The sequence below is a fragment of the Burkholderia sp. GbtcB21 genome, from assembly GCF_019091065.1.
GTDB classification, from domain to species: Bacteria; Pseudomonadota; Gammaproteobacteria; order Burkholderiales; family Burkholderiaceae; genus Burkholderia; species Burkholderia pyrrocinia_C.
Genome location: NZ_JAGXKA010000003.1, coordinates 542696 through 555058, shown reverse-complemented (window position 1 = coordinate 555058; position 12363 = coordinate 542696). Strand labels below are relative to the sequence as shown.

11 protein-coding genes and 1 pseudogene are annotated in these 12363 nt (G+C 69.8%); 5 read left to right on the top strand and 7 right to left on the bottom strand.

Going from position 1 to position 12363, the window contains the following annotated elements:
* Positions 1-653 (bottom strand): annotated as a pseudogene (locus KVT39_RS37930) (highly repetitive protein); the annotation flags it as partial.
* Here KVT39_RS37930 and KVT39_RS10540 point away from each other — a divergent pair.
* Together KVT39_RS10540 and KVT39_RS10535 are read left to right on the top strand one after the other, a co-directional pair.
* Positions 547-1827 (top strand): collagen-like triple helix repeat-containing protein, encoded by a 1281-nt coding sequence (locus tag KVT39_RS10540; protein WP_217588921.1) that lies wholly within the window; start codon positions 547-549, stop codon positions 1825-1827. The pseudogene KVT39_RS37930 and the gene KVT39_RS10540 sit on opposite strands and share 107 nt — an antisense overlap.
* Positions 1828-1947: 120 nt before the next feature.
* Positions 1948-3231 (top strand): isoprenylcysteine carboxylmethyltransferase family protein, encoded by a 1284-nt coding sequence (locus tag KVT39_RS10535; RefSeq protein ID WP_217588919.1) that lies wholly within the window; start codon positions 1948-1950, stop codon positions 3229-3231.
* 339 nt (positions 3232-3570) lie between these two features.
* On the opposite strand, the gene KVT39_RS10530 is transcribed toward KVT39_RS10535, so the two are convergent.
* A complete protein-coding gene (locus KVT39_RS10530; protein WP_146120793.1) occupies positions 3571-3819 on the bottom strand; it encodes a hypothetical protein in 249 nt (82 codons plus the stop codon).
* On the opposite strand from KVT39_RS10530, the gene KVT39_RS10525 reads away from it, so the two are divergent.
* On the top strand, positions 3818-4444 hold the full coding sequence (locus KVT39_RS10525; RefSeq protein ID WP_217588917.1) for a histone acetyltransferase: 627 nt from the start codon (positions 3818-3820) through the stop codon (positions 4442-4444). The genes KVT39_RS10530 and KVT39_RS10525 overlap by 2 nt on opposite strands.
* A 97-nt stretch (positions 4445-4541) precedes the next feature.
* Positions 4542-5114 (top strand): NADPH-dependent FMN reductase, encoded by a 573-nt coding sequence (locus tag KVT39_RS10520; protein ID WP_034182099.1) that lies wholly within the window; start codon positions 4542-4544, stop codon positions 5112-5114.
* A 40-nt stretch (positions 5115-5154) separates the two neighbouring features.
* Here KVT39_RS10520 and KVT39_RS10515 read toward each other — a convergent pair whose 3' ends face one another.
* The 5 genes from KVT39_RS10515 to KVT39_RS10495 all read right to left on the bottom strand — a co-directional run bounded on the left by KVT39_RS10515 (position 5155) and on the right by KVT39_RS10495 (position 11375).
* Positions 5155-5781 (bottom strand): DUF2894 domain-containing protein, encoded by a 627-nt coding sequence (locus tag KVT39_RS10515; RefSeq protein ID WP_217588915.1) that lies wholly within the window; start codon positions 5779-5781, stop codon positions 5155-5157.
* Positions 5778-6422 carry an OmpA family protein gene (locus tag KVT39_RS10510; RefSeq protein ID WP_034182097.1) on the bottom strand — a complete coding sequence of 215 codons (645 nt, stop codon included), beginning with the start codon at positions 6420-6422 and terminating at the stop codon, positions 5778-5780. The genes KVT39_RS10515 and KVT39_RS10510 overlap by 4 nt, the downstream gene beginning before the upstream one ends.
* A gap of 3 nt (positions 6423-6425) precedes the next feature.
* The gene (locus tag KVT39_RS10505) at positions 6426-9473 is read right to left on the bottom strand and encodes a DUF802 domain-containing protein (protein WP_217588913.1); all 3048 of its coding nucleotides are present in this window, start codon (positions 9471-9473) and stop codon (positions 6426-6428) included.
* A 12-nt stretch (positions 9474-9485) separates the two neighbouring features.
* Entirely contained in the window at positions 9486-10277 is a 792-nt protein-coding gene (locus tag KVT39_RS10500; protein ID WP_217588911.1) for a DUF3348 domain-containing protein, read from the bottom strand.
* A 459-nt stretch (positions 10278-10736) separates the two neighbouring features.
* A complete protein-coding gene (locus KVT39_RS10495) occupies positions 10737-11375 on the bottom strand; it encodes a LysE family translocator (RefSeq protein ID WP_105389698.1) in 639 nt (212 codons plus the stop codon).
* Positions 11376-11623: 248 nt separating this feature from the next.
* On the opposite strand from KVT39_RS10495, the gene KVT39_RS10490 reads away from it, so the two are divergent.
* Complete coding sequence (locus KVT39_RS10490) at positions 11624-12202, top strand: hypothetical protein (protein ID WP_217588909.1); 579 nt, start codon at positions 11624-11626, stop codon at positions 12200-12202.
* Positions 12203-12363 lie beyond the last annotated feature (161 nt).

Sequence of the window (12363 nt, the reverse complement as noted above, 5' to 3'; positions counted from 1 at the left end):
GGTACCTCGGGCACTTCCGGTACCTCGGGCACTTCCGGTACCTCGGGCACTTCCGGTACCTCGGGCACTTCCGGTACCTCGGGCACTTCCGGTACGTCGGGCACCTCCGGTACCTCGGGCACCTCCGGTACGTCGGGTACGTCGGGTACGTCGGGTACGTCGGGTACGTCGGGTACCTCGGGTACCTCGGGTACCTCGGGCACGTCGGGCACGTCGGGTACCTCGGGTACCTCGGGTACCTCGGGTACGTCGGGTACGTCGGGTACGTCGGGTACGTCGGGTACCTCGGGTACCTCGGGTACCTCGGGTACCTCGGGTACCTCGGGTACCTCGGGCACTTCCGGTACGTCGGGTACTTCCGGCACCTCGGGCACTTCCGGTACGTCGGGTACTTCCGGCACCTCGGGCACCTCGGGCACGTCGGGCACGTCGGGCACGTCGGGCACCTCCGGTACCTCGGGTACTTCCGGCACGTCAGGCACTTCCGGTACGTCGGGCACCAGCGTCACCCCGCTCGGCAATGTCCTCCAGCAATCCGGCAACCTCGTGACGGCACTCGGCACGACGGTCGCGAACGGCGGCGCGCAGATCGGCGGCGTGCAGATCCCCGGCACGAACCCGACGACGGCCACCAGCGTCGGCAACGCGGTCACGAGCCTCGGCAACGGCGTGCAGTCGCTCGGCAACGGTGTCGCTGCCGGCCTCGGCTCGATCGGCGTGTCGCCGAACCCGCTCGGCCCGACGCTCACGTCGACTACCGGCCTGCTGACCGGCGCCGGCGGCGCGGTCAACAACCTCGGCAACGCAGTGACGAGCCTCGGCACCGGTCCGCTGTCGCCGCTCGCGCCGGCGACGACCCTGGTCGGCAATCTCGTCAACACGGTCGGCAATGCGGTCAACTCGACCGCATCGGCGCTGAATACCGCGCTGAACAGCGCGCCGGTCCAGCAACTCGAGACGCAGCTCGGCAGCGTGATCAACCCGATCACGAACACGCTGACCGGCGGCGTCACGACGCCTGGCGCCACGCAGATGCTCGGCGGCGCAACCATGCTCGGCGCCCCGCTCAGCGGACTGCTGAGCACGCTCGGCAGCGGCCTCGGCCTCGCCGGTTCGCAGGTCGGCAGCGCGACCGGCAACCCGGTCGGCACGAGCGCCGGCAACAGCGTGTCCCAACTCGGCAACACGGTGGCGTCGGCCGGCGGCCTGCTGTCCAGCGGCAGCTCCAGCAGCGGCACCAACCCGCTCGCCCCGATTACCGGTCTGCTCGGTACGCTGACGGGCGGGCTCGGCGGCGGCAGCAGCTCCAGCGGTACGGGTGGTACCAGCGGCACGAGCGGCACCAGCGGCGGCCCGCTTGCACCGGTCACCGGCCTGCTCGGCACCGTGACCGGCGCGCTCGGCGGCCTCGGTTCGAGCGGCACCAGCGGAACCGGCGGCACGAGCGGCACCGGTGGCTCGGGTGTCGGCGGCCTGCTGGCGCCGGTCACCAACCTCGTCAACGCGCTGACGCCGCTCGGCGCAAGCCTCACCGGCACGGTCACGACGCCGGGAGGCAACGTGACGGGCACCGTCGGCGGCCTGCTGACGAGCGGCCCGGTCGGCACGCTGACGGGCGCGCTGACGACGCCGGCCGGCTCGGCGGGTGCCATCGGCACGGCCAGCCCCGGCGGCGCAACCGGCACGGCGGCGACACCGGCCGGCAGCGGCACCGTGGCGGCCCTGACCGGCAGCTCGAACGGCGGTACCGCGGGCGGAGCAGCCAATCTGCTGTCGCCGGTGACGAACCTGCTCGGCGGTCTGCTGGGCGGCGGCACCAAGAAGTAACGCTTTAACTACCAGAACCACAGGCCAATGGCCGGGCACGCATCAATACAAAGCCCGGCCGACGGCCGGCGTCACCCGCCAAGCGGGGGCGCCGGCCGTCATCCCGACGAGGATCCGATCATGAATTCCACGCTCGACGGCATCGCCGCGGTCCAGGACCGCCCGCCCCGTTCCGCCACGCCCTTCCGCGCCGGCCTGCTCGGCATCGCGGCCGGGCTCCTCGCGCTGTGGTTCACGCGCGACCAGGCGGCCCTCGACGCCGCGACGCGCGCAATCATCGCAAGCCTCGCGATCATCGGCACGATCGCGCTGCACGAAATCCTCATCTCGCGCGTCTACCTGCGCCCGAGCGCCGGGCTGTCGCGCCAGGCCGTGCGGCCGCTCGGCCTCGCGCGCGTCGCGACGCGGCTCGGCGCGCTCACGTCGATCTATGCGGGCATCGGCATGCTGTACTGGCTGCTGCCCGAATATCACGGCGATTTCTACCGGCCGTTCTGGTCGCTGCTGCGCGCGCTCGCCCCGTACGTGATCGTCGCCGCGCCGTTCTATTTCATGTGGATGGACCGCCATCAGCGCGAAACCGACGACGCGTACCTGCTGTGGGGCCGCTTCCTGTTCCGCCGCGAGCGGCCCGCAAGCTGGCAGCCGGTGCGCGAGATGCTCGCCGGCTGGGGCGTGAAGACGTTCTTCCTGCCGCTGATGACCGTCTACCTGTCGAAGGACGCCGATCATCTGACCGCGTCGCTCGCGCACGCGATGAATGCGCCGATGTCGCTCGCGACGTTCTCGTTCCTGTACGACCTGTCGTTCACGATGGACCTGATGTTCGGCACCGTCGGCTACCTGTGCACGTTCCGCATCCTCGACAGTCACGTGCGCACGGTCGAGCCGACGGCGCTCGGCTGGGGCGCCGCGCTGATCTGCTATCAACCGTTCTGGTCGCTGATCTCGGGCCACTACATCCGCTACGAAGGCTCGCTGTTCTGGGACAACTGGCTGCTGTCCGCGCCGACGCTGCGCGTGATCTGGGGCGCCGTGATCATCCTGCTGCTGATGACCTACGCGCTGTCGACGATCTCGTTCGGGCTGCGCTTCTCGAACCTCACCAACCGCGGGATCATCACGTCGGGCCCGTACCGCTTCACGAAGCATCCGGCGTACATCACGAAGAACCTGTCGTACTGGATGGTGTCGGTGCCGTTCGTCGAGCCGCTCGGCTGGCAGGTCGGGCTCATGCACTGCGCCGCGCTCGTCGCGGTCAACCTGATCTATTACCTGCGCGCGAAAACGGAAGAACGCCACCTGATGCGCGATCCGGACTATCGTGCGTATGCCGAATGGATCGCGCAGCACGGGTTGTTTCCGCGGATCAGGCAGGCGTTCGGGGTGCAGCAGCCGGCGTGACGGAGCGGCCGGCGGCAGGGGCGGCGATGCGTTGCCGCTCCGATCATCGAATGGACGTCGGCGTTTCACCGCTTCCGGATATACAAAGACAGTCGCCACGCACTTTCCCCAATCGCCAGCGATCCGTGTTCGCATGCATCGTTCGGCGCGAAGGCGCGCGGCCGCTTGCGGCCAATTGTCGCGAAACGCCGCGATTCCCCGCTTTTCGTCGCTTTTCTCCGCCAGTCCGATTGCCCGCCCCCGGCACCTCGCGTATGGTGCTGGCCGTCCGCGCTCGAACCGTCGCGCGGACACCCGACCGTCGTCACGCACGACGGCCGTGCGGGCCGTGCCCGCCGCTCACCGTCTCCGCGATGCCGCCCGCCGGCACCGCGCATTGATGAGGAAAGAGGCGTGATCCACAAAGTCCTGATCCTGTTCGCACTCTGCATCGCGGGCCTCGCCGCGATCGCCGCCGGTTTCCAGCACATCCCCAGCTGATTCGCGGCCCCGGCTCGCTTCGCCGAGCCCGGGGGCCGCCCCCATTCCATTTCCCTTGTTGCGATGAACCTCTTTCTCGAACCGCCCGGGACGGGCGACCTTTGCCATGCGCATCGACGTACAGCATTCCCAGCACGACATCGACGATGAACTCGACACGCTCCACGCACGCCTCCACCAGCCGGGCCATCGCCTGCACGGCCTGCCGGCCGTCGCGCTCGGCCGCTCGGGCCTGATCGTCCGCCACCGCGAAGCGGACGGCGAATACTTCCTGTATGTCGAAGATCCGGCCGCGCGCCAGCTCGCCGGCTACACGGTGTTCAACCGCCTTCCCGAAATCCCGCGCCGCGCCGACCGCTACCTGCGCGCACCGCACACGCGGCTGCGCGGCTCGGCGCAACGCAAGGGCCTTGCGACGGCGCTGTATCGCTGGGGGCTCGACGCGGGCCTGTGCCTGATCAGCGGCGCGCGCCAGTCGGTCGGCGCCGCGCAGCTGTGGACGGCGCTCGCGCAAGATTACCGGCATGGCTTCGTCGATGTCGAAGGCCGCGCGCTGCGTTATCTCGGCGACACCGTTCCGGACGACGTGCACGGCGCGCTGCATACGCGGCGGCTGTTGCTCGGCAACGGGTGGACGATGACGGAATTCGCGCGGGTAGCCGGGATGAGCGACGCCGAACAGGTTCGATGCGATTCCGCGACCATGTTCAACACATCGGCGCGGACCGCGTAGCGTCGGCAACGCACACCACGCCGCCCGAACGCCGATGCGATAATCCGTCCGGTCCGCGCGACGCGGCAGCGCACCACGCCAACCGAAACGCTCATCGATGACCACCGATCCCCGAACCGACGCCGACCGCCGCATCGACATCGTCGCGCTATGCGGCAGCCTCCGGTCGCAGTCGTACAACGCCGCGCTGCTCGATGCAGCCGCGCTCGTCGCGCCGCGCGGCATGCGCATCGCGCGCTTCGATCGCCTCGGCGAATTCCCGCTGTTCAATCCCGATACCGAATACCCGTCGCCCGCCGCCGTGCGCGACCTGATCGATCGCCTGAACGCGGCCGACGGCGTGCTGATCGCAAGCCCGGAATACGCGCACGGCGTGACCGGCGTGATGAAGAACGCGCTGGACTGGGTCGTCGGATGCGAAGCGGTCGTCTACAAGCCGGTCGCGGTGCTGAATGCGTCGCCGCGCGCAACGCACGCGGACGCGGCGCTGCGGGAAACGCTGTCGGTGATGTCGGCACGCATCGTCGAGCGCGCATCGATCGCGCTGCCGATCCTCGGGAGCCAGCTCGATGCGGCGGGCATCGCCGCGCATCCGCCGTTCGCGTCGGCGCTGGCCGATGCGTTGCACGCGCTGCGCGCGACGATCGATGACACAGCGCCGGGCCGATAGCCGCCACGCAACCGATGTTCGTTCGTGAATGCGTGCGGCGTTACCGCGCCCTGGCGCGCGTCGCCTTTTTCGCCGGTTTCGACGCCTTCGCGCGCGGCGCCTCCTTCTCGGGCTGCGCACCGCCGCCGGCGAGATCCTCGAGCCACGCGAGCGCATCGACGTATGACAGGAACTGCTGCAGATACTCCGGCGACAGCTCGCGCATCGTCGCCAGCGACCGGTGCACGAGGCTGTTCGAATTGAGCGGCCCCGCATTGCGCGGCACCTGGTCGAGCGACTGGCGGTACTGCTGCTCCGTGCGGACTTTCGACCACATCGTGCGGAAGTAGTCGACCAGCTCGGGATCGAGCCCGCGCCGGTCGGCCTGCGCATCGCGCGCGAGCCGTTCGACGAGTTCCGCAATCGCGCCGCGTACGGGCGCATCGGCCGTGGCTTGCGCACTGCCGCACGCGGCCTTCGCTTCATCGGCCCGCGCGACGATCTCCGAGTAGCCCTCGATCAGCGTCGCCAGCCGCGCGTCGAGCAGGCCGCGCGCGTCGCCGTCGAGCACGGCCGCGCGCCGTTCGAGCGCGTCGATCCGGTGAAAGCGCACGGGATCGAGCCGGTCGGCGCCCTGCTCGCGCCATGCGTCGAGCGTCGCGCGGGCGGGCGTCGCGTCGTCCGTCACTTCGCCTTCCCTCCGTTCGACGCGCTCTTGCGCGGCACCGGCGCGATTTCCACGCGGCGGTTCTTCGCGCGGCCTTCATCGTCCGCATTCGAGCTGACCGGCTGTTCGGAGCCGAACGCGGCCGCGAACACCGATGCCGCCGGCACGCCGGCGTCGATCATCGCACGCGTGACCGTCAATGCGCGCTTGGCCGACAGTTCCCAGTTGTCCGCGAACTGGCGGTTGCCCGCATGCACCTGCTGGTCGTCGGCAAAGCCGCTGATCATCAGGATCTCGTCGCGCGTCTTCAGGTAGGTGGCCAGCGGCGCGGCCAGCGTCTTCAGCAGGTCGCGGCCCGCGGGCTGCAACTGATCGGAGTTCAGCGCGAACAGCACGTTGCCGCTGATGCCGATGCGCCCGTTCACGAGCGTCACGCGGCCGGCCGCGAGCGGCCCGGCAAGCGCCTGTTCGAGCGACTTGCGCTGCTGCGCTTCGAGCTGGCGCGCACGCACGGCTTCCTCGAGCTTCGACGTGAGCTGAAGCTGCATGCCGATCACGCCGACGAGGATCAGCACGAACGCACCGAGCAGCACCGACATCAGGTCGGCGAACGCAGGCCACACCGGCGCCGATTGCGCGCCGCCGTCGATTTCGTCGTGCATGCGTTACGCTCCGACGGGCGCCCGCCGGCCGGCGAGCTGCTGCAAGTCTTCGACGATCTGCTTCTGCGACATCATGCTCAGGTCGATCACCTCGCGCGCCTGCGCGACGTAGTACTCGAGCTGCTCGTCGCTGCGCGCGAGCGATTTCTCGAGCGCGGCCTCGATGCGCTGCAGATGGGTCAGCAGCTTGTCGTTCGATTCGCCGAACACCTGCACGGCCATCCCGAACGCATCGCCGAGGCTCGCGACCTCGACTGCACCGGCAGTGACCTGCGCGGCCACCGCATCGAGCTTGCGCGTTTCGGCATCGACGGTGTCGTTGAAGCGCGCGCCGACGCGGTCGAGCAGGTCGGCCGACGTGCTGACGAGCGCGTCGATCGCGGTGCGCTGTTCGGTCGACGCGTGGTTGACCGCGCCGAGCAGCGTTTCGAGCGTCGCGAGCAGGCGGCTGCGTTCCTCGAGCGTCGCGGTATCGCGCACCATGCTGTCGGACAGGCGCTGGCGCAGCTCGGCGACGACGTCGGCCGCGGCCTTCGGCGCTTCCGACGCGGCCTGCACGAGGCGCGCGATCTCGTTGATCGTGTCGCTCGCATGCACCTGCGCCTGCGCGGTAATGTCGTTCGCGGTGCGGGCCAGCGTGTCGCAGATGTCCTGCTGGCGCGTCGCGGCCTGCGCGCTCGTCTGCGCCCATTCGTCGCGCAGCGCGGCCGCCATCGCGGCGAGCGAATCGTTCCATGCCTTGAGGCGTTCTTCGTCGCGTGCGGCGAGTTGCGTCTGCAAGCCGGCGTGCGAATCGCGGATCGTCGACAGCAGGTCGTTCGAGCGTTGCTCGAACGTGGCGGCCTGCGTGGTGAGATCGCGCGTCGTTTGTGCGAGTGCGTCGCAGATTTCCTGCTGACGGCCCGCGCTATGCACGCCCGCGCGCTGCCATTCGTCGCCGAGCTTCGCAGCCATCGCGGTCAGCGAATCGTTCCACGCAGACAGGCGTGCTTCGTCGCGTGCGGCGAGTTGCGTTTGCAAGCCCGCGTGCGAATCGCGGATCGTCGACAGCAGGTCGTTCGAGCGTTGTTCGAACGTGGCGGCCTGCGTGGTGAGGTCGCGCGTCGTTTGTGCGAGCGCGTCGCAGATTTCCTGCTGACGGCCTGCGCTGTGTACGCCTGCGCGCTGCCATTCGTCGCCGAGCTTCGTCGCCATCGCGGTCAGCGAATCGTTCCACGCAGACAAACGTTCTTCGTCGCGTGCGGCCAGTTGCGTTTGCAGGCCCGTGTGCGAATCGCGAATCGTCGACAGCAGATCGTTCGAGCGCTGTTCGAACGTGGCGGCCTGCGTGGTGAGGTCGCGCGTCGTTTGTGCAAGCGCGTCGCAAATTTCCTGCTGACGGCCTGCGCTATGCACGCCCGCGCGCTGCCATTCGTCGCCAAGCTTCGTCGCCATCGCGGCCAGCGAATCGTTCCACGCCGACAGGCGTTCTTCGTCACGTGCGGCCAGTTGCGTTTGCAGACCCGTATGCGAATCGCGGATCGTCGTCAGCAGATCGTTCGAACGTTGTTCGAACGTGGCAGCCTGCGTGGCGAGATCGCGCGTCGTTTGCGCAAGCGCGTCGCAGATTTCCTGCTGACGGCCCGCGCTATGCACGCCCGCGCGCTGCCATTCGTCGCCGAGCTTCGCGGCCATCGCGGCCAGCGAGTCTTTCCACGCGGCGAGGCGCTGTTCGTCGCGCGCGGCCAGTTCGGTCTGCAACCCTGCGTGCGACTCGCGCAGCGCGGCGAGCGTCGCGCCCGAATGCCGCTCGAACGTCGCGGCGGCTTCGCCCAGCGCGCGTGCGTGCTGGCCGGCCAGCGTCTCGCCGACCTGCTCCTGGCGCGACAGCGCTTCGCGCCATGCGTCCGACAGGCGGCCTTCGGTCGATTCGAGGCGTGTCGCGACGCCGTCGAGCAGGTCCGTCGAACGCTGCGCGAACGTGTCGGTGAACTGGCCGAGCGTCGTCTGCAATTGCTGCGCGACGGCGTCGCCCGCGCGGCGCTGCTCGTCGAGCGCGCGGTTCCAGACGGCCGTCACGTTGCCGGTGGTCTTTTCGAAGCCGTCCGTCAGCCCGTCGAGCTGGCGCTGCACGGCGCCCGTCACGGTGTCGCGCAGCGCGGCCATCTCCTGCGCAAGCCCCGTCATCGTCGCCGCGACGACCGGCTGCAGCGCGGCGCCGGCCACGCGCGCGCTTTCGGCGGCGCTTTCCTTCAACGCATCGCCGACGTTCGACGCGAGGCCCGCATACGCGCGCTCGGTCCGGTCGAAAAACGCCTGCTGGCTTTCGAGCTGGCGATCGTGCAGCGCGACGCTGCGCGCCTCGAGCGTCGTCATCATCGTCTGGAGCCGGTCGACCAGCGCCGGCATCACGTCGGCCTGCCGCTGCAGCAGCCGGAACGATTCGTCGCGCTGGTGCGCGGACGAATGCACGCGCAGCGTCGTCGCGATCTTCGCGTCGAGCTGCTGGGCCGCGTCGATCCGCTCGCCGCGCACGAGCGCGGACAGCAGCCCGAGCATCGCGGACGTCGCGACGCCGGCAATCGACGTGCCGAATGCGAAGCCGAGGCCCTTCACCGGCGCGATCAGCGATGCGCGGATCGCGTCGAGATCGGTCGCGCTTTCGAGCGCGGCGCCCGTGCCCTTCAGCGTCACGACCATCCCGAGCAGCGTGCCGAGCATGCCGAGCAGCACCAGCAGGCCGACGAGGTAAGGCGTGAGCGCCGGGCCCGGCAGCGCGACGCGCGCGCCTTCGACCCGTGCCCGCACGGCGCCGCGCAGGCCCGGATGCAGCGTGTCGAGCCACGCATCGAGCTTCGCCGGCGGCTCGGTCAGGCCAGCGACCGCGCGCGACAGCGTGGCGGTCGCCTGCCGGTAGCGCAGCAGTTCCCATGCGCCGGCGACGTAGCACGCGCCGATCAGCAGCGTGACGGCCGTCGCCAGCGGGTTCGACGCGACATAGCCGACGCCGATCCAGCCCACTGCGAGCAGACCGGCGACGAAGACAACGAGATCAATGCGAATTCTGGACATAGAGCGTGTTGATTAGCAGGTGCGAAGGGCCGCGAGCAGCCCGTCTACCGTTTGAAACCGGACTTCGAGTTCGGCGAGCAGGATGCTCTGCATTTCGTCTCGAAACGTGTCGAGCCATGCGCCGGGCGCGATCGCCGCGACGGCCGTGCCGTCGGCAATCGCGCCGTCGTCAGCCGCACCGGCCGGGTCGGCAGCAGCGGCAGCAGCGGCAGCAGCGGCGGATTCGGCATCGGCCAGCGCCTGCCGTTCCGCTTCGCGCAGCCGCCCGAAGCGCGTGCCGAGCAGCGCGGGCACGGCCGACAGCAGGCTGCGCTCGCGCGCGCCGAGCACGCGCTCCATGATCGTGTCGAGCGTCGCGAGCCGCGCCATCCCGGACGAACGCGCGGCGAGCGCGACCCGCAGGCGGCCGCGCAACTGGCCGATCGCCGTTTCCATCTCCTGCTGCAGCGACAGATAGCGCTGGCGGAAGTCCGCGAAATCGGCCGTGTCGGCGGCCGGCGGCGGCATGTCGCCGGGCCGGCGCCGCGTACGCGGCCGGTTGGTGGCCGTGATTGCCTGCGCGAGATCGTGGCGCACGCGCGCGCAGTCGCGCTCCGCGTCGTAGCCGCGCACGCCGGCCGCGACGCCGGGCGGGCTCGTGCTCAACGCAGACGACAGCGTGATCGCGTCGGTCCAGCCGAGCCACTGGCTCAGCCGGTCGGACAGCGTCTGCCGGGATTCCGCGACGTCGGCATCGGCCAGGCGCGCGAGCAGCCGGACGAGGGTCGGACCGCTCAATGCCGGGCGCGGAGGAGCTTGCACCATGCTGCAAACCGTCAAAAAAGGCAGCAGTTTACACGTCGTCGGGGAGGCGACCGCCAGAATCGGGGAAGCGGTGCCGTCCGGCGCACCGGGCGACACACGCGAACGCCCGTCGCGCAAGGCTCCGCGGGCGGTGGCGGGTGGCCGGGAATACCGTCGGATGCGGGTCGGCTCGGCGCGCAGTCGGGACGGGACGGGACGGGACGGGACGGCTCGGCTCGGCTCGGCTCGGGTCGGCTCGGGTCGGCTCGGGTCGGGTCGCTCGGGTCGCTCGGGTCGCTCGGGTCGCTCGGGTCGAGTCTGGTCGCCGGGAGCCTCTCCCGGTGTGTCATGAGGAAGAAGAACGCGTTTCCGGGCGACTTGCGGTTCCCGAAAGCGCGGTGCGCGGTTCGGGCGGTTCGCTCCGGCGGCCGACCGGATGAACGGCCGCCCGCCGTGCATACGGATCGGGAGTCGAAGCGCTCAGATCCCCGCTTTCGGTGCGTTCAGGATCAGCCGCAGCCCGAGCAGCGTGATCGCGCCGGCCGCGACGCGGTCGACCCATTTCTTCGCGCGCAGGTAGAGTTCGCGCGGCCGGCGCGTGGAAAAGCACAGCGCGACGATCGTGTACCAGCCGAATTCGACGCCGAACACGAGCGGCGGCAGCGCGAGGTAGCACCACAGCGGCGGATGCTGCGGGAGCAGCGCCGCGAAGATGCTGCCGTACCAGATCGCCGTCTTCGGGTTGCTGAGCTGGGTCGTGAGGCCCGTCCAGAACGACTTGCGCGCGCTGCCGCCGGCCACGGCCTGCGGATCGTCCATCGCGATCGGCCGGTCGGCGCCGCGCCAGATCTTCGACGCCATGTAGATCAGGTACGCGCCGCCCGCCACCTTCAGGCCGACATACAGCCATTCGACGGCCTGCAGCAGCGTATAGAGCCCGGCCAGCGCGACGCCGCCGAACACGATGCCGCCCATGCCCATGCCGAGCGCGGTAGCGAGCCCGTCGCGGCGCGACAGCCCGATCGAATTGCGGGCAACCAGCACGAAGCTCGGGCCCGGAATCATTGCGCCGAGCCACAGCGCGGCCAGGATCGCGAGTACGGCAGCCGATGCGGTCATCGAAGTCTCCTTGATCAGCGACGCCGATTCGCCGGCGCCTGCGTGTCGTTTCCGACGGTCGAGCGGTCGATTCTGGCACGCTTCGCGCGTGGCCGAAAGCGGCCGCGCGCTGCTATGCTGGCCCTCTTTCCCGTCATCCCGCGCCGCCGCCCATGATCGAGATCCGCGCCGCCCGTTATCCCGACGACGCCAGCGTCGTCCGTCGCCTTCAATCCAGTGCCGGACACCGGCTTTCCCGGGCGGGATCCGTGATCGGTACGACAACACGCCGAACCCTCGTCCCGCTGCTCGCCGCACTCTCGTTCAACGCATGGGCCGGCGACCTGCCGAAGTCGATCGCCACGCAACTGCCGCCCGGCTACCAGCCGCTGCTCGCGCAAGCCGGGCCCGATCTCGGCAACGGCCGGCACAGCTTTCTGGTCGTCGTGCATCGCGCGGTCGATACGCGCGAGCAGCCGTCGCCGCGCCCGCTGCTGATCTACGAGGAACAGCCCGATCACGCGTACCGGCTCGCCGCGCGCAACGACCAGGTCGTCCTGCGTGCGAACGAAGGCGGCCAGTGCGATCCGTTCGATCCCGAAGACGCCGCCGACAACGGCCTCTCGGTGAAAGGCCGCTATTTCACCGTGCAGAACGTCGTCGCGTGCGGGCAGCATTGGAGCGACTACGTGACGTTCCGCTACGACCCGCGCACGCACGGCTGGATATTTTCGAACCAGATCGTCACCGAATCGTTTCCGCTCGACGACAAGCCCGACCGCGTCACCGTCACGCGCGCCGATGCGCACCGGCCGATCACGTTGGGTCAATGGAAACGCAAGGAATGACGGCAGCGCAAAGCAACGCATGACGCGACCGGCGAAGCGGGCCGCGACCGATTGCGGCGCGCCAGCCGCGCCGCGCTCGCACCGGTGTGCGGCCCGTCCCTCGCGCTTGCCGACGCTTCGCCCTTCTCGCCCTTCTCGCACTTCACCCACTCGCAGCCGCA